We start from the raw sequence: 16,968 nt of genomic DNA on the forward strand, positions 1-16,968 counted from the left end.
AAATAATATTGTTTTCTTTAAAACCACGTTAAAAAAGAACTGTCCATTTCAAGATTTCCTTTCATCCCTACTTTTTTGTTGCATCCAAAACGGCTATGGCAATATTGGCTGCATGATCAGCGATCCTTTCAAGGTTGCTGAGCATGTCCAAAAATATGACGCCGGATTCCGGCAGGCACATCTGCTTGTTCAACCGCTGAATATGATTAGCTCTTAAGCTTTTTTCCAGCATATCAATTTCTCCCTCTCTTTGAATCACCTTGTTTGCAATCCGAAGATCCCCTGTTCTTAAAGTGAGAAGGGATTGCTCATAGGCTTCCAGCACCTTACCGTACATCTCTTCTAACTCCAGCATGGCGGTATTGGAAAAGTTTAGGCTATGCTCTATGGCATATAAAGAAAGCTCTGCCAGATTGTCACTATGATCCCCTACCCGCTCGATGTCATTAATTGTACTAAATAACCCGTCCACAATTTCGTGCTGTTCGGCAGATAGGGCAGTGTTGGACAGTTTTACCAAATATGCGGCAATTTCCCGCTCCAGCTGATTAATCACTTTCTCCTGGCGAAATACCTCATGGACCAACTTTTCGTCCTTTCTGAAAAAGGATTCCATGGATTTTTTATAGTTTTCCAAAGCTAAATTTCCCATATTCAGTGTCTCTTTGATTACCTGGCCTATGGCAATCGATGGTGTTTCCAAAATTCTGTCATCCAAATATTGAATACCGGCCCCTTTTTCCTTTTCATAAGCTTTCACGGGAATAATGGCATTAGCAAAACGGACCAGCACTGGAGCAAAGGGCAGCAAAATTGCTGTATTGACTACATTAAAGAATGTATGAGCATTTGCAAGCTGTCTCGCAGCATTCTCCGGTGAAATATATTTTACAAACTGAATGGTCACATTTCTGAACAGCAGCATAAAAATCACGGTGCCGGCCAAGTTAAACATAAAATGGATAAAGGCAGCCCTTTTTGCTGTTCTGTTGGCCCCAATACTGGACAGCATCGCAGTAACACAGGTGCCAATATTGGTTCCAAAGACAATGGGCAACGAAGCCTCAATGGGAAGCAATCCTTCGCTGGCCAAAGCAATCAAGATTCCCGTTGATGCACTGCTACTCTGAACAACGGCAGTTACGGCAAATCCGGCACATATGGCAAGAAAAGAATCGACCCATGTATCTCTGCCAAAACCCAACAGCATCGTTCTGAATCCTTCGTACTCTCTTAAAGGTTTCACAGCATGTTTCATGAAGTCCATGCCAATGAACAAAATTCCAAATCCAATGAAAATTTCTGCGATATTCTTTGTTCTCTTATTGTTTGAAAACAGCCAGACCCCTACTGCGACCCCTACTACGAGAGGGGCAATTTGACTCAAGTTCAACGAAGCAATTTGTGCCGTAATGGTCGTTCCGATATTGGCCCCCATAATGACACCGGTTGCCTGCGTCAGGGTCATGAGCCCCGCATTGACAAAACCCACGATCATTACCGTAGTGGCACTGCTGCTTTGGATCACCATCGTCACCACAATTCCTACAATCATGGCAACCCATCGGTTATTTGTCAGTACTTCAATGATCCTTTTCATTTTATTTCCGGCAGCTTTCTCTAAGCCGTCACCCATAATGGTCATGCCGTATAGAAAAAGTCCTAGACCTCCCAGCAATTCAAACAGAATTTTCATCATGTCCCCCCACAATCATTTATGATGTCTCATGTATTTCCTTGTATATCATACACTATTTTTTGCGGTTTTTGTTAACTTTCCATTAATTTTTTTTAATGTTTGTTAATTGCCAGATTAGTACCCACGGATGGATGATTTCCCTTGAACGAAAAGATAAAACAAAAAGAACTATCCCATGATTTCGTGATAGTTCTTTTCCATTTCATAAGATTTAGACCAGATTTTGAAAGCCTAATTGCCTTAATGCTTCATAAAGAACAATACTTACAGAGTTCGATAAATTGAGGGAACGGGCCTTCTCGTTGGGAAGCATAGGAATTTTAATGCAGCTTTCCTGATTCTTTAATAGAAGGTCTTGGGGCAATCCGGCAGTCTCCTTGCCAAAGACAATAAAATCCTCATCCTGAAACTGCACGTCTGTATAATACTGGTTCCCTTTTGTCGTGGCAAAATAAAACCTTCCATGTGGATATTTTTTAAATAATGCATCAATGTTTTCATAGAGATGCAAATCCAACAAATCCCAATAATCTAACCCTGCCCTTTTCAACTGCTTATCATCAATGGAAAAACCCAAAGGTTTGATTAAATGAAGTCTGCTTCCCGTAGCCGCACAGGTTCGCGAAACATTTCCTGTATTCGGCGGGATTTCGGGCTCAAATAATACAACATTGATTGCCATTCTTCAAATCTACCCCTTTACTGCAAAAAATTAAAATTATGCAAAGACCCTAAAAAGTTTGTGCTCCACAAAAGCATCGATCCATTGGCTTCTGTGTTATTATATCATAAAACAGTAAAAATAGAAAATTTCCCGGAGATTCTCAAATCCTTTCGTTCCTTTGGCCTATAGCCAAAAAAAGGCCCCCGGTTTTGGGACCCTATCGATTGCCATGTATATCTTTGATTCGGTTTTTATCCAATACAATTTCCTGATGATAAGCGGCTTTGCTGAATACCATTTCCGCTTCCTCCAAACGAATGCCTCTGATCTGCATTTTTTCCGGCCTCCCTTCACCCACCCCATCTCTGTAAAGGGCATAAAGATACTGCACCGCCTGAGGGAGAAATCCCAGAAGCCTTGCAGCCAATGTATCCACTGCTACCGGATCTGTGCCGGCAATCATCAATCCAGGCGTACCCACGGTCTTTCCATCGGAAGGACCTGTACCGATCATGGTTTTGTCTGCACTGACAATGGTCAGATCAATGGGAATTTTTTTTGCCATGGCTGCAATAAAACCGTGAAGATCCTCATGGATTCCCAAATCTTTTTTGGGAAATCCGTGAATCTCCGCAGGAGGCCAGCCCAAGGCAATATTTTTGATGCCTGCACTGATGGTGGCTTCTTCATGATGTTTTAACTGGGTAAAAGATATCAGCACATCCATCTCCTCCAGCAGCTGATTGATCTTTGTCTTGGAAGGCTGTTGATGATCCAGTTCCAATTCCATATAGGGCCCATAATTTAAATCTACAAATTCCACGGCCTCCTCCCGGATGACCTTATCGTATCCTACCTCTGCCATAACCTTTGGAGTGGGATCGCCGCCGGACCCAGTGGCAATGCAGATCCTTCCCGGATTTTTGCTTTTTACATACCTGATCAGTGTTTGTAAGGTATGGGGACCCACAACGGTTCCTGTATAGGGAGGTTTGGATTTCACCCAGTTAGGTGTAATCACCACCACATCCCCTTTTCTAATGATCTGTTCCATGGGCAGCAACTCCAAAGCCTTGAGAAGGGACTGCCCTTCCTTCGGGTCTTTCATGAAAGCCACCACAGGCTCTTTTATTCTTCTCTCTTTCCTCATCCTATCACCTCAAATTTTCCTTTGAATAGGGATAGTATGATAAAAAATGAAGAAAAGTATTCAAAGAAAATCCCATGCCATTACCATTGGACAAGGCGATGGAGGAGCCATGGCCTGTGGATCTTTACTGCTTTTTGAGGGCACAGCTCCTGACAGCAAAAACACCGTATGCAATGCTCTAGATTGACAACAGGACGATGATGAATCATGGTAATGGTCTTGGGCGGACAACTTTCCTGACAATCCCCGCAGCCGCTGCATTGATCATGGAGAAATACAGGCCTTGGCTGCAGCAGACGATGCATGGGCCTTTCTAAAAATCTCGGAAGTCTTCCATGAAAGAAATTTACGCTTCGAATCTTGGGAACCTTGTACTTTTTCACTCGGAAATCTTCTATCTTTCCTCCAACGAATTCAATATCTTCCAAGTTTCCCTTACAGATATTCCGTTCCATGGATCGCTGTATCGTCGGCACTTCCCGTGGATCCAAGCCGATGATGGAAGATGCCGCCACATCCAAATGGTATGGGCTGGTAGAAGCAATCACAGCACCAATTTTTCTAGGGGTCCCGGCAGAAGGTCCGTCACCCTCCATGCCTACAATACCATCCATAAAGGAAAGAATAGGATTGGCATATTTGCAGATATCCACCAGTACATCGGAAAAATCAACTATATTGGACATTTTGAAATGATATTCCACCTTCAATAGTCCCGGTATGATGCCGAACATGTTTTTTACTGCTCCCGTAAAGAGGGCCATCCCATGGGTTTTCAGCTTGGAAACAGAAATCACCTTATCTACATCCTGCAATACCTTTATCACTGTTAAATTTTTCAAAAGCTTTAAGGTGTCATCCTTCACCTCCACCTGTCCTGTATCATAATTCAGCTGTGCTCCTGTCTTTTCTGCCACCTCCTCCATGCCGCAAACCCTATAAACTCCCCTCAATTGTTTTTCGTGAAAAGGTCCCCCAGGGCTATCGCCGATGATGACTTGGGCTCCATGTTCCATCAATATTTCAGCCAAAGCCCGAACAAAAATGGGATGGGTAGTGGCCGCCTCCTCAGGTTTTTTTTTCATCAGCAAATTTACCTTCAATAAAACCCTGTCACCCCGTTGAATGTATTTTTCTATTCCTCCTAAATTACAAAAACTCTGCAAAACCGCTTCTTTTACCTTCTCATATTCATAGTCTTCGCATCGGACAAGAGAAACTTTTTCCATTTTTTCACCCACTTTCCTTAATTTCAATTCTTCTATTCTTTTCGATATATGATAAAATATATATGAAATATAATTTTCAGAATAGTCAATAATATTGTTTGACATAGAAATTAAGGCTATAATATAATCGAACTAACAATAGAGATTGATCATTGAATGGAGTGTATTCTTGTGAAAGATTTTGCAAAAATATTGCGGGATCACGGTATGAAGGTAACCCCTCAACGAATCGCCATATATGATATTTTGATCCATACTACGGAGCACCCGAGTGCGGAAGTGATTTACAAAAAACTCGCACCCATTTACCCTACCATGAGTTTGGCTACCGTGTACAAATCCCTCGACGCATTTAAAAAAGCCGGATTAGTTCAGGAATTAAATGTAGGGGAATGCAGTTTTCGCTATGATGCAAAGACCAACTCCCACCCCCATATTATCTGCACATCCTGCCACAGGGTGGACGATATTCAAGAGGACATCTTTTCTGACCTCTTTCAAAAGGTCAATGCATTTACAAACTATTCCGTCCATAAGCAACAGCTGTATTTTTATGGATTATGCCCTCAATGCAAATAAGAGCAGCCCTGGGCTGCTCTTGTGGATGATATGCAAAAAATTTTCTCTATTGGCCACAGCACTTTTTGTATTTTTTCCCGCTGCCGCATGGGCAAGGCTCATTGCGGCCGATTTTCTCTTCCTTTACTACAATTTTTGACCTCTTTTGGGCCTTTTCAATTTCTTTTCTCTTCTCTTGGGTTAAGATGGGCTCCCATTGGGGCAAGGTATACAGATAATCTGCCTTTGCCTCATGCATATTGTAGTACAGCTTTTCAAAGTCGATTTCCAATTTTACAAGGCTGTCTTCCGTAATCTCTTCTAAAGTTAATGGATTTACCAAACTGTCGTTGATCCCGTCCAAAAATCCCATGACAAATTCATTGGATGTTCCCAATTGCTCAGCAAATTCTTTTACAGTTCCCTCTGTAACCCGTTGATAATTTTCAAGAATATACTCATAGAAACTTTTTTCCGCTCCACAAAATTCCTTCCAGAAAGCAATTTCCACCTCTTGGTTTTTATTTCCAAAAGCAATTTGTGTCCAGGCGCTATAAAGACTCATTTTGTATTCTCCTTTGCATCAAATTTTCCCTATATATTATAGTATATTGTTTTGAAAGAAACAACTTCCATTTCAGAATAACAAAAGCCGCTAAAAAAAATTCGGCGGCAGAGATCAATGCCGCCTGTTTCTGATCTTTTATACAATTTTTTTCAATGCATGGTAACTGGCTTCAATGGTCCTTTCAATATCTTCTTTGCGATGGGCAGCAGAAACAAAAACTGCTTCAAATTGGGAGGGAGCCAGATAAATCCCCTGTTTCAGCATTTCTTCAAAGTAGATGCTGAATTTTTTCGTATCACTGGTCAGTGCTGTTTCATAATCCACCACCTCTTGCTCGGTAAAGAACATGCACAACATGGATCCAACCCTATTGAAGGAGGCCTTTATACCCAGCTTCGATACATTCTCCCGGAGTCCCTCCTCCAGCATCTTTGATTTTTCTTCCAATTCCCTGTAGATTTCCGGATGATTCCTTAAAATCTTCAAGGTTGTAAGGCCTGCCGTCATAGCCAGGGGATTTCCCGACAATGTCCCCGCTTGATAAATCGGACCTGCCGGGGACATATGGAACATGATGTCCCTTCTCCCCCCATAGGCACCTACAGGAAGCCCTCCCCCGATAATTTTGCCGAAACAAGTGATATCCGGTTTTATGCCATATAGGCCCTGGGCACCCTGGAAGGATACCCTGAAACCGGTCATTACCTCATCAAAAATCAACAGGGATTCATATTTTACCGTGATATCCCGTAAAAAATTCATATACCATTGGGTGGCCGGTACAACTCCCATATTCCCTGCTACGGGTTCTATAATCACGGCTGCAATATCCTTTCCATAGACTTCAAATATTTTTTTCATGCCCTCTATGTCATTATACCGGGCTGTAATGGTATTTTTCGCGATATCTGCCGGTACTCCTGGACTATCGGGTACCCCGTGGGTTAAGGCTCCAGAACCTGCTTTGATCAGCAAACTGTCGGAGTGACCATGATAATTTCCTTCAAACTTTACGATCATATTTCTCCCCGTATATCCCCTTGCCAGCCTCAAAGCACTCATGGTGGCCTCTGTACCGGAATTCACCATTCTCACCATTTCTACCGACGGCACCGCTTCACAGATCACCTTGGCAATTTCCGTTTCTATTGCTGTGGGAGCCCCATAGCTGGTACCCCTGTCCACGGCATCTTTGAGAGCCTCTGCTACCCTGGGATGGGCATGGCCAAGAATTAGGGGGCCCCATGAGCCTACATAGTCAATATACTCATTGCCATCCACATCATACAACCGACAGCCTTCTCCCCTCTGAATAAAAGGCGGGTTTGTCGAAACAGAGCGAAAAGCCCTGACAGGACTGTTTACACCACCGGGAATGTATTTTTTTGCCTCTTCAAAAAGGGCCTTTGATTTAGACAAATTCATCGTACTCCTCCTTTAGCCATTTGGCTGCATCTTTCGCATAATATGTAATGATCAGATCCGCTCCTGCTCTCTTCATGGAAGTCAGCATTTCCAGAGCAGCGGCCCGTTCATCCAGGAGCCCTTTTGCTGCAGCCGCCTTCAGCATGGCATATTCGCCGCTTACATTGTAAACTGCCACGGGAACACGAAAGGCATCCTTTACCTTTCTCACCACATCCAAATACGACAAGGCCGGCTTTACCATAACAACATCTGCTCCTTCATCCAAATCCAACTCTACCTCCCTAAGGGCCTCGTCACTGTTGGCAGGATCCATTTGATAGGTTTTCCGGTCACCAAATTGGGGTGCCGAATCGGCTGCTGCCCGGAAAGGTCCATAGAATGCTGATGCATATTTGGCACTGTAGGACATGACAGACACCTCCGTAAAGCCGTTCTTATCCAAAATTTTTCTAATTGCCCCAATTCTGCCGTCCATCATGTCGGAGGGTGCAACCATATCAGCTCCCGCCAAAGCATGGGAGAGGGCAATTTGGGCGATGTACTTTACGGAAACATCATTGGCCACATATTCCTTTTCAATAATGCCGCAGTGCCCATGATCCGTATATTGGCACATGCATACATCGGTAATGACAAAAATTTCCCTATGGATCCTCTTTATTTCTCTGATCGCCCTTTGCACAATCCCTTCCTCATGATAGGCTTCACTGCCACAGGAATCCTTTCGATGGGGAAGCCCGAAAAGAAGCACTGCCTTGATCCCCAGGGCTGCAATCTCCTTGATCTCTTGTCCCAGCATGTCCACAGAATAATGATATTGATTGGGAAGACTGGGAATTTCCCGCTTGATCCCTTTTCCCTCCACCACAAACAGCGGATAGATGAAATCATTCACTGACAAGCTGGTTTCCCGCACTAGACTTCTGATGGCTTGATTTACTCTCAATCTTCTAGGCCTGTAAATGGGATCCATGGTCCCCCTCCTTTTCCCGATGAATAACAAATAGTTCTTTTTGGGCCTGTACTTCATAATATTGGATGATGGCATGCACCAATCCGTCAATGGTATACTCATGGGCACGGATAGCAGCCTTCAATCCATGTTGTTCCAAGGTTTCTTCTGTAATGGGACCGATCACGGCAAGGGCTATGTTCTCCAACCATCCCTTGTTTTCCTCCCCCAAGATCTGAATAAAATTTTTTACGGTAGAAGAACTGGTAAAAGTAATTGCATCCACCTTATTTTCCCTGAGTATTTCAAGCAATTTGTCCCGATCCTGTTCCGGCACGACCGTACGATACACATGAATATTATCCACACATGCACCCAATTTTTCCAACGCTTCCACTAGTACCTCCCTGGCAATATCCGCCCTGGGCAGCAAAATAGAATCCCCCGGCCGGATTTTATCCTTCAAGCCTTCCACAATGGCCTCTGCCCTGTATTCTGCCGGCACAAACTCTATATTAAAACCCATATCCTCCAAAGCTTTGGCCGTAGCAGGACCGATGGCACACAGTTTTGCGCCATGGAGCAGCCTCACATCAAAATCCAATTTTCTCATACGATCAAAAAAAGCTTTCACACCGTTTACGCTCGTAAAAATGATCCAATCATATTTCTCTATCTGCCCAAAGGCTTTATCTATTTCATCGTAGGTTTCAGGTTTTTCAATTTTGATGGTAGGAAACTCAATGGCCTCCCCACCCAGCTCCTCTATTTTTTCCGACAGGGAGCTCGCCTGCTGTCTCGTCCTCGTAACCAGTATTTTTTTCCCGAACAAAGGCTTGTTCTCAAACCATTGCAGGGTCTCCGACAGATTTACCACCTCTCCTACCACAATAACGGCAGGGTTGGCAAAACCATTTTCCTTCACAAGATTGCTGATGTTAGAAAGGGTTCCTTTCAAAACCTTGTGATCGGAGGTGGTTCCTTTATAGATCACTGCCACAGGCCGATCCTTTCTCTGTCCGTGGTCCATAAGACTCGTACATATTTTTTCTATATTGCGGACCCCCATGAGAAAAATCAAGGTTCCCTCCAACTTGGCAAGGATTTCATAATCAATGGCACTTTCTTCCTTTGACGGATCTTCATTGCCCGTGATAACATGGAAGGATGCACTTACATTGCGATGGGTAACGGGTATCCCTGCATAGGCGGGAACAGATACAGCAGAAGTAATGCCCGGTACAATTTCAAAGGGAATGCCATGCTTTGCCAATGCTTGGGCTTCTTCCCCTCCCCTTCCGAAGACAAAGGGATCTCCTCCCTTCAATCGGGCCACGATTTTCCCTTCCTTCGCCTTTTCTACCAACAACCGATTGATTTCCTCCTGGGCGTAGCTATGGCAATCGGGGGATTTTCCTACATAAATCCGCTCTGCATCCTCCCTTGCATAGCTTAACAGTTTCTCACTGGCCAGTCGATCGTAGAGGACTACATCCGCTTTTTGTATGCATTCCAATCCCTTCAGCGTAATCAATTTATAATCTCCCGGCCCTGCACCTATTAAAAATACCTTTCCCGCTTCCATATTATTCACCAGCCTCTATCTTTCTAAGTATTTCACGGGCACCTCTATCCAGGCTTTCCCTTGCCATATGGATGCCTAATTGTTCTCCTTCCCTGGGCTCCCATGTTTTTTTCAGTCTGATTTGATTTCTGCCGTCAGGGGATGAGACAACGGTCTCCATCATCAGTTTATCCCCTTCCATGCGTGCATATGCACCCATAGGTACATGACAGCCCCCCTTCAGTTCCCTCATAAAGCTTCTTTCTGCCTTTATACAGATTTCTACCGTTGGATTGTTGATTTCTTTAACGATGGCCGCCAAGTCTTCATCCTCCCTACGGATTTGAATTCCCAATGCTCCTTGTCCCACAGCCGGTATACAGAGATCCGTGGAAATATATTCCGTAATCCGTTCTTCCCAGCCCATCCGGAGCATACCGGCCGCCGCCAGAATGATGCCATCTAAATGGAGCTGTTTCATTTTTTCGATCCTCGTGGCAATATTTCCCCGGATGGGCTCGATGACCAAATCCGGCCGAAAAGCCAGCAATTGTGCCGCTCTCCTTAAGCTGCTGGTTCCAATCTTTGCACCCTCAGGCAATGCAGCAAGTCCCTCTCCATTATTAGAAATGAATACATCCCGTATATCCTCCCGGTCTGTGATGGCACCAATCATCAACTGTTCCGTCATCTCCGTAGGCACATCCTTCATGCTGTGAACCGCCATATCAATTTCATGCTGCAGCAGGGCTGTTTCGATCTCCTTGACAAAAAGACCCTTGCCCCCGATTTTGTTTAAGGTTTTATCCAGTATCCTATCCCCAATGGTTTTAATCTCCACCACTTCAAATTGGAGATGGGGAAATTTCTCTTTCAGCCCTTCGATGACCCAATGGGTTTGCATCAAAGCAAGGGCACTGGCTCTGGAGCCGACGATAATCTTGTCCTTTTTCATCCTATCCACCTTTTCCTGTTCTGCGATTATTCAACGATCATTGCCGTTGGGTACCTGCAAAAAATGATCGATGATAAACTTTTTCAAATCTTGTATCTCTCCATTTTTGTATCGATCGAAAACATCACCATAGACGATCTTTTCAAAGACGGCTCTCCTATGACGGATATCTTTCCATTCCGACAAAATCATTTTTCTCAGATCACCCATCACTTCCAAAAACACTGCATATTCCTCACCGTACATTTTTTCCAACTCTTCACGAATTTTTCTGGACAACATGGGGCTTTTTCCGTTGGTAGATACGGTGATGGTAAGGTCACCCCTTTGTATGGCGGCAGGAACAATAAAATCACACATATCCGGCTTGTCTACCACATTGATCAATATTTCCTCTTGTCTTGCCTCCCGGAGACACAGGGCATTTACCTCAGGATCATCGGTAGCCACATAAACAAGATCATGGTCCTTCAAATCTCCCCACCGGTACTCCCTCTCTAAGACACGCACCAAGTTCTCATCTGCTAATTTTTTGATTCCCGCCGTCAACTGGGGGCTCACCACTGTAACTTTTGCCCCGCAGTCCAGCAGAGATCTTACTTTTCTCTCGGCTACCTTTCCGCCGCCGATGACAGCACAAGGTTTTCCTTCAATATCCAACATGATGGGATAATACTTTTTCATACAGTTCACTCACCTTATCCAACAGATCCGGTATATTTCCATAAATATTCCTATAATTTACGGGAGGCCGAGCAATCATGACAACAGATATTCCCGTTTCCCGGGCTGCCTCCAGTTTGTCTGGAGTTCCCCCTGCATCTCCGCTGTCCTTCGTCACCAATATCCTGATGTCGTATTTTTTAATCATTTCCACATTCATATCCTTGGAGAAGGGACCTTGCATGGCAATAATATTGGAAGCAGAAAATCCCAATCCTTCACATTTCCTGAGCACATCACTGGTTGGCAACACCCTGGCAAAGATTCTTTTTACATCGATCTTCTTTGTGAAAATCTCCAAAGTTTTGCTGCCCGTTGTCAATAAAATGTTGCCTTCTGTTCCTTGCAAATATTGGGCTGCTTCATCATAGTCTGATGTAAAATGCATCATTTCTTGATACTTTTCCATATCCGTGCCGTTCCTTTGAAAACGCAGATAGGGAACATCCAAGGATTTGCATGCATCCATGGCATTTCTTGACACCTCTGCAGCATAGGGATGGGTTGCATCAACCAATAATTTTATCCCCTGCTGCCGTAAAAAAACCTTCAATTCCTCCTGGTTGAGCCTTTGATGGCAGACTTGACATCCTTCTCTGCTTTCCACAAGGCCAGCACCATAGGCTGTAGCCGTTGAAACAACAACCGGATAACCCTTTGCCCCAAGGAGATCAATGATTCTCCTGCCATCCAGGGTCCCGCTCATCACCAGAATCATCGCTGATACCCTCTCGGTGTAATCATCTTGCCATTCTTTACATAGGTATGGGCATTTCCTATCACCACAACCGTCAACATGTCTATAGCATAATCCAGCATATGCTCTAAATCCGTAATGATAACTTCCTCTCCCTGCCTCTTGGCATTTTTCACAATGCCTACGGGCGTATCTTTCCCCTTATACTTCATCATAATTTCCCTGGCCTCTTCAATTTGATGCACCCGTCCCATACTCTTCGGGTTATATAGGGCCACAACGAAATCTCCCATAGCCGCACAGGTCAATCTTTTTTTGATGAGCTCCCAATCGGTGAGCAAATCACTGAGGGATATGACGGCAAAATCATGCATCATGGGTGCCCCCAGTACGGCAGAGGCAGCACTGGCAGCCGTAATTCCCGGGACAATCTCTATATCGATGTCTTCGTCTCTTTCATCCTTTATTTCCAACATGATGCCGGCCATACCATACACCCCCGCATCACCACTGCTGACGAGGGCTACCTTTTTTCCTTCGAGAGCCTTATCCAAGGTCAAATGGCAGCGCTCCACCTCTTTCCGCATGCCCGAATCAATGACTTCCTTGCCTGCCAGCAGATCCCTGATCAAATCAATATAGGTTTTATAGCCGATCACTACTTCCGCATCTTCTATGGCCCTTATGGCCCTCATGCTCATATACTCCCTGTTTCCGGGCCCAAGACCTACAACATATATCCTGCCCTTTTGTTCCATCTTCTTCCCCCTCACTGTCTTTCCTACAGCATTTCTATCTTATATAACAACCCCAGAATCAAATTTATACAAAGGCTATATTTCTTTAAGGTAGTCTATAAATTTGCAACTTCAAAATTGAATTTGCTTTAAAAAGTTATCATCAGTCACCAGTACTGGTAATTGTTTTTGTTTCATTTCTTGGAGGTCCAGGCTTTGCAGCCATACTGATTGATACCGAACAACTGACCGGCGATAGAGGCATACAATTCCCCTTGTCTGTCTTCCCCGGCCCTTTTTAAATTAAGCATGGGCTTTTTGATAAGCCTTTTGGCCAAACTTCTCATTACAATCTCAATCAACTGCCTATCCTTTTGTGAAGCGCTCTCCAACCGGCCCATCAAACTTTCCATTTCTTCCTGAAGAATTTCTTCACTGTATTGGATCAATCCTTCTATCACTGGAAAAACCGGCAGGCAGTGATACCAATTTTCAAATTGAATACAGGCCTCAATAATCATTGCTGCCGCATGCTTGGCTGCCTCCAGCCTTGATTCCATATTTTCCAGAGATACTTTTTTCAATTCGTCCAACTCATATAAAGATACTCCCTCCATTTTCCCTATCTCCGGATCCACATCCCTGGGTACGGCAATGTCGATAATACAGATTTGGTTCCCTCCTGCATAATATTTTTCAAATTCGCTTTTGCGCAATACATAATGGGGGGCACTGGTAGAGGTAATGATAATATCTGTCTGGGGAATCATTTTGTATCGATCCTGAAAATCGATGACTCCCACTTCCCCATATCTTTTCGATAAGTCCACGGCATGCCCTTTGGTTCTATTGGTCACGCAGATTTCTCGAACCCCTTTGTAAATGAGATTTTCAATAACAATTCTACTCATTTTTCCTACGCCGATAACCATCACCCGTTTATCTGTCAGGTCTAAAAAGATTTGCTCTAAAAATTTTACGGCAATAGAACTAATGGATAAAGAATTTTGAGAAATGGCCGTTGTCCTTTTGATTTTTTTCGCAGTGGTTACCGCTTCCCTGTACAATTTATTCAATATGGTTTTGGTGCATCCGTATGCTTTTGCATCCATGTGGGCCTGCCGTACCTGGCCTAAAATCTGATCCTCTCCCAATATGAGAGAGTCTAAGCCGGCAGCCAAATGATACACATGTTTTACAGCATCATCCGAAGCCTTTACAAAAATATGATCATGGAAGATTGCCTCATCCAGTTGAAAAAACTGTTGATAAAACCGGATGAGCTCCTTGGCTCCCTTGTCTGCATCCGTTACCACAGCAGTAATTTCACTGCGGTTGCAAGTAGAAAGAATGACTGCCTCTTTTACATAATGATTCTTCTTCAACAGGCCATAAGCCCTTTCCAAGTCACTTTTTGTAAAGGCCACTTTCTCCCGGATTTCTACAGGGGACTGTTTATAATTGATGCCTACCACAATGATTTCCATAGGGATTACCACCCTCTCTTAGTACTGCAATCGTAATGCCATTATGAATCGTCTTCCTCTGCAGCCAAATGCCTCCGCTGCTGGTCAGAAAAGCTGCCGGCTCACAAACGGAGCCAACACCAATGCTTTTTCTCACAAAATCCGATCCCTCAAATTCATCTTCCACGGCTTTCAATGCTTCCCTTGCTACACTAACAAGGGGTACCCCCAGTGCTTGGGCTGCCTCCAAAAGCCCCGGTTCATCCTTTTTCACATCCACCGTTGCAATGTGCTTTATAGATGCCTCCGCAACACCTAAAGCATGGAGGGTATCCAGGATGGCATCCATAATTTCTTCCTTTGATTTTCCCCTTTTGCAACCGATCCCCAGGATAATATTTTTGGGCCTTAAAACAACATAATCCCAGGCAATCTTCGGATCTATTCTTTTCTCGGTAATATAAATCAATCCGGCAAATTTTTCCTGGACTGCCTGTTCCTCATCGATCAAAACCATATTTTCCGGCAAAGCCACCTCCACAGGAATATGGGAGATCATCCCTACCCTTTCGCCATTTACAATATGGGCCGTAACCCTTGTGGCATCTCTAAAATTTTCAATAGAGCAGTCCAATGCCATGGCCAAGGTATCGACGGCAATCTTTTCATTTACATCGGAGGCCGTGGTAATCACGGGATTTGCCCCGAGCAATTGGGCGATCTCCAAGGTATACCCATTAGCCCTGCCCATATGGCCCGATAAAAGACTAATTACATTTTTGCCTTTTTCATCTAAAACAATGACTGCCGGATCCCATTTTTTATCCTGAATATGGGGTGCGATGGTCCTTACCACAATTCCTGCCGCCATGATAAAGATGAGGCATTGATATTGATGAAAAATTTCGCCCACAAATTCCTTCATAGGCCCGTGAATCTTTTGGATTCCCCTGCCTTCGATTTCAAACTTCCTATGCACATACAGGACGCTGTCAGCCATCTCCCCGTGCAGTTTCAGTCCCAGCTGAAGTCCGCCCTTGGTAAGGGTGATGATGGCCTTATGCATTTCCTCCACTCCTAAAACCATGATGAAAATTTTTATCGTAAAGCTTTGACTTTTCATATTGATTTCCCAGGAAATCTCCTACCATAATCTGGGCTGTTTTGTAGATTCCGGCATCTTTTACTTTTCTGGAAATATCCTCAAGGGTTCCCAGGACAATTTTCTGGTCCTCCCATGTGGCCTTTTCTACCACGGCAACGGGCGTCGTCATAGGATAATGAACCTTTAGCTTTTCTACCACCTCATCAATCATATGGACCGATAAAAAAATACACATGGAAGCTCGATGACGCCCTAAACTTTCAAGGCTTTCCTTTTCCGGCACATCCGTTCTTCCTTCCATTCTGGTAAGGATGACTGTCTGGGTTACCCCCGGCAAGGTAAACTCTTTTTTGATCACTGCCGCTGAAGCTACGAAAGAGCTGACACCCGGGATGACTTCATAGGGTATATTTTTTTCATCCAAAATATCCATTTGCTCTCGAATGGCTCCATAAATACTGGGATCACCGGTATGGACTCTTGCCACCAATTTTCCTTCTCCTACACCCCTTTCCATGACATCTATCACTTCCTCCAATGTCATGGAAGCACTATTGAACACCTCTGCATCCGGTTTCCTGCAGTCTATAATTCTTCCGTTGACAAGGGAACCAGCGTAGATAATGATATCGGCTTCTTGTATTATTTTTTGACCTTTCACTGTAATCAAATCGGGATCACCAGGCCCGGCGCCGATAAAGTATACCATTATTTCAGCCTCCTTTTCTTGGCAATCAGCATCGATAGGTAGTCAATTTTCTCCCCCGCCAATTCCTTCACATCATAGGAGATTCTCTCGTCTTTATGACCGCACTTGGCAATCCATACGGTATTTTCCAAAAATCCATTATCCTCCAGTTTTTCAATGGTTTTCTGAAAGCCTTTGGACGGCTTCATGAGGACCACGTTATCGGCCAAGGTCAATATCTCATCCAAGTGATCACATTGATAGGCCGCCGGAATAACGGCAATGGTTTCATTGCCTTCCGCCAAAGGAACCCCTAGCCTGCTGGCCGCAGCACAAAAAGACGTTATCCCCGGTACCGTTTCCACTGCAATGCCGTGATCCTTAAGCAAACGCATAACATAGACATAGGTACTATACACCATGGGGTCTCCCAAGGTAATAAAAGCAGCATCTTTGCCCGCCTGCAAAATCTCCAAAATCTCTTTCATATTGCGATTCCAACTTTCATCCAATTCCCGGCTGTCATAAGTCATGGGAAACACTTGAAAAAGGACTTTTTTTTCTTCCCTTATATGACCTTTCACAATATCATAGGCAACACTGCCATTGTCCTTCACCGTTTCGGGAGCAATAATCACATCCACGGCATTCAGTATACGAACAGCCTTCAAGGTGAGCAGTTCCGGATCCCCGGGCCCTACCCCCAGACCATAAAATTTTCCACTCATTGCCTATCCTCCATATCTGCAAATTGATTTGCCCTGATACACATACAACACAAAAAA

General features: G+C 44.1%; 17 protein-coding genes. 1 reads left to right on the forward strand and 16 read right to left on the reverse strand.

Annotated features, from left to right (window positions below; translation table 11 throughout):
- Positions 1-67: 67 nt before the first annotated feature.
- From AN619_RS00265 to AN619_RS00280, 4 genes are all read right to left on the reverse strand, one after another.
- On the reverse strand, positions 68-1,696 hold the full coding sequence (locus AN619_RS00265) for a Na/Pi cotransporter family protein (RefSeq protein WP_068553907.1): 1,629 nt from the start codon (positions 1,694-1,696) through the stop codon (positions 68-70).
- A 214-nt stretch (positions 1,697-1,910) separates the two neighbouring features.
- Positions 1,911-2,381 carry a tRNA (uridine(34)/cytosine(34)/5-carboxymethylaminomethyluridine(34)-2'-O)-methyltransferase TrmL gene (gene trmL / locus AN619_RS00270; protein WP_068553909.1) on the reverse strand — a complete coding sequence of 157 codons (471 nt, stop codon included), beginning with the start codon at positions 2,379-2,381 and terminating at the stop codon, positions 1,911-1,913.
- Between the two features lie 199 nt (positions 2,382-2,580).
- On the reverse strand, positions 2,581-3,513 hold the full coding sequence (locus AN619_RS00275) for a DUF362 domain-containing protein (protein WP_068553911.1): 933 nt from the start codon (positions 3,511-3,513) through the stop codon (positions 2,581-2,583).
- A gap of 80 nt (positions 3,514-3,593) precedes the next feature.
- Positions 3,594-4,742, reverse strand: coding sequence for a DUF362 domain-containing protein (locus AN619_RS00280; protein ID WP_068553913.1), 1,149 nt, complete (start codon positions 4,740-4,742; stop codon positions 3,594-3,596).
- Positions 4,743-4,913: 171 nt separating this feature from the next.
- Between AN619_RS00280 and AN619_RS00285 the strand changes: the two genes are divergently transcribed.
- Positions 4,914-5,321, forward strand: a complete 408-nt coding sequence (locus AN619_RS00285; protein WP_068553915.1) for a transcriptional regulator PerR — start codon at positions 4,914-4,916, stop codon at positions 5,319-5,321.
- Positions 5,322-5,367: 46 nt separating this feature from the next.
- Here the strand turns inward: AN619_RS00285 and AN619_RS00290 are convergent, their stop codons facing one another.
- From AN619_RS00290 to cobI, 12 genes are all read right to left on the reverse strand, one after another.
- Entirely contained in the window at positions 5,368-5,865 is a 498-nt protein-coding gene (locus AN619_RS00290) for an SEC-C metal-binding domain-containing protein (protein WP_068553917.1), read from the reverse strand.
- 138 nt (positions 5,866-6,003) lie between these two features.
- Entirely contained in the window at positions 6,004-7,293 is a 1,290-nt protein-coding gene (hemL, locus tag AN619_RS00295) for a glutamate-1-semialdehyde 2,1-aminomutase (protein ID WP_068553919.1), read from the reverse strand.
- On the reverse strand, positions 7,280-8,269 hold the full coding sequence (gene hemB, locus AN619_RS00300; protein ID WP_068553921.1) for a porphobilinogen synthase: 990 nt from the start codon (positions 8,267-8,269) through the stop codon (positions 7,280-7,282). The genes hemL and hemB overlap by 14 nt, the downstream gene beginning before the upstream one ends.
- Entirely contained in the window at positions 8,247-9,833 is a 1,587-nt protein-coding gene (gene cobA, locus AN619_RS00305) for a uroporphyrinogen-III C-methyltransferase (RefSeq protein WP_068553923.1), read from the reverse strand. The genes hemB and cobA overlap by 23 nt, the downstream gene beginning before the upstream one ends.
- Before the next feature lies 1 nt (position 9,834).
- Positions 9,835-10,767, reverse strand: a complete 933-nt coding sequence (gene hemC, locus AN619_RS00310; protein ID WP_068553925.1) for a hydroxymethylbilane synthase — start codon at positions 10,765-10,767, stop codon at positions 9,835-9,837.
- A gap of 30 nt (positions 10,768-10,797) precedes the next feature.
- Complete coding sequence (locus AN619_RS00315) at positions 10,798-11,451, reverse strand: precorrin-2 dehydrogenase/sirohydrochlorin ferrochelatase family protein (RefSeq protein WP_068553927.1); 654 nt, start codon at positions 11,449-11,451, stop codon at positions 10,798-10,800.
- Positions 11,417-12,208 carry a cobalt-precorrin-6A reductase gene (locus tag AN619_RS00320; RefSeq protein ID WP_068553929.1) on the reverse strand — a complete coding sequence of 264 codons (792 nt, stop codon included), beginning with the start codon at positions 12,206-12,208 and terminating at the stop codon, positions 11,417-11,419. Before AN619_RS00320 ends, AN619_RS00315 begins: the two co-directional genes overlap by 35 nt.
- Positions 12,205-12,945 carry a precorrin-3B C(17)-methyltransferase gene (gene cobJ, locus AN619_RS00325; RefSeq protein ID WP_068553932.1) on the reverse strand — a complete coding sequence of 247 codons (741 nt, stop codon included), beginning with the start codon at positions 12,943-12,945 and terminating at the stop codon, positions 12,205-12,207. Before cobJ ends, AN619_RS00320 begins: the two co-directional genes overlap by 4 nt.
- A 173-nt stretch (positions 12,946-13,118) precedes the next feature.
- A complete protein-coding gene (gene hemA, locus AN619_RS00330; RefSeq protein WP_068553934.1) occupies positions 13,119-14,411 on the reverse strand; it encodes a glutamyl-tRNA reductase in 1,293 nt (430 codons plus the stop codon).
- Positions 14,380-15,456, reverse strand: coding sequence for a cobalt-precorrin 5A hydrolase (gene cbiG / locus AN619_RS00335; RefSeq protein WP_068553935.1), 1,077 nt, complete (start codon positions 15,454-15,456; stop codon positions 14,380-14,382). Before cbiG ends, hemA begins: the two co-directional genes overlap by 32 nt.
- A complete protein-coding gene (cobM, locus tag AN619_RS00340; protein WP_068553937.1) occupies positions 15,449-16,204 on the reverse strand; it encodes a precorrin-4 C(11)-methyltransferase in 756 nt (251 codons plus the stop codon). The genes cbiG and cobM overlap by 8 nt, the downstream gene beginning before the upstream one ends.
- A complete protein-coding gene (gene cobI / locus AN619_RS00345) occupies positions 16,204-16,911 on the reverse strand; it encodes a precorrin-2 C(20)-methyltransferase (RefSeq protein ID WP_068553939.1) in 708 nt (235 codons plus the stop codon). Before cobI ends, cobM begins: the two co-directional genes overlap by 1 nt.
- Positions 16,912-16,968: the final 57 nt, after the last annotated feature.

Source organism: Thermotalea metallivorans (genome assembly GCF_001562415.1).
Taxonomy (GTDB): domain Bacteria; phylum Bacillota; class Clostridia; order Peptostreptococcales; family Thermotaleaceae; genus Thermotalea; species Thermotalea metallivorans.

Excerpts from the sequence above, each read along its gene's own strand:
- cobA (WP_068553923.1), bottom strand. The coding sequence starts at position 9,833 with ATGGAAGCGGGAAAGGTATTTTTAATAGGTGCAGGGCCGGGAGATTAT.
- AN619_RS00275 (WP_068553911.1), bottom strand. The coding sequence starts at position 3,513 with ATGAGGAAAGAGAGAAGAATAAAAGAGCCTGTGGTGGCTTTCATGAAA.
- hemC (WP_068553925.1), bottom strand. The coding sequence starts at position 10,767 with ATGAAAAAGGACAAGATTATCGTCGGCTCCAGAGCCAGTGCCCTTGCT.
- AN619_RS00265 (WP_068553907.1), bottom strand. The coding sequence starts at position 1,696 with ATGAAAATTCTGTTTGAATTGCTGGGAGGTCTAGGACTTTTTCTATAC.
- hemA (WP_068553934.1), bottom strand. The coding sequence starts at position 14,411 with ATGGAAATCATTGTGGTAGGCATCAATTATAAACAGTCCCCTGTAGAA.
- trmL (WP_068553909.1), bottom strand. The coding sequence starts at position 2,381 with ATGGCAATCAATGTTGTATTATTTGAGCCCGAAATCCCGCCGAATACA.
- AN619_RS00320 (WP_068553929.1), bottom strand. The coding sequence starts at position 12,208 with ATGATTCTGGTGATGAGCGGGACCCTGGATGGCAGGAGAATCATTGAT.
- AN619_RS00280 (WP_068553913.1), bottom strand. The coding sequence starts at position 4,742 with ATGGAAAAAGTTTCTCTTGTCCGATGCGAAGACTATGAATATGAGAAG.
- cobI (WP_068553939.1), bottom strand. The coding sequence starts at position 16,911 with ATGAGTGGAAAATTTTATGGTCTGGGGGTAGGGCCCGGGGATCCGGAA.
- AN619_RS00315 (WP_068553927.1), bottom strand. The coding sequence starts at position 11,451 with ATGAAAAAGTATTATCCCATCATGTTGGATATTGAAGGAAAACCTTGT.
- cobJ (WP_068553932.1), bottom strand. The coding sequence starts at position 12,945 with ATGGAACAAAAGGGCAGGATATATGTTGTAGGTCTTGGGCCCGGAAAC.
- hemL (WP_068553919.1), bottom strand. The coding sequence starts at position 7,293 with ATGAATTTGTCTAAATCAAAGGCCCTTTTTGAAGAGGCAAAAAAATAC.
- AN619_RS00290 (WP_068553917.1), bottom strand. The coding sequence starts at position 5,865 with ATGAGTCTTTATAGCGCCTGGACACAAATTGCTTTTGGAAATAAAAAC.
- hemB (WP_068553921.1), bottom strand. The coding sequence starts at position 8,269 with ATGGATCCCATTTACAGGCCTAGAAGATTGAGAGTAAATCAAGCCATC.
- cbiG (WP_068553935.1), bottom strand. The coding sequence starts at position 15,456 with ATGCATAAGGCCATCATCACCCTTACCAAGGGCGGACTTCAGCTGGGA.
- cobM (WP_068553937.1), bottom strand. The coding sequence starts at position 16,204 with ATGGTATACTTTATCGGCGCCGGGCCTGGTGATCCCGATTTGATTACA.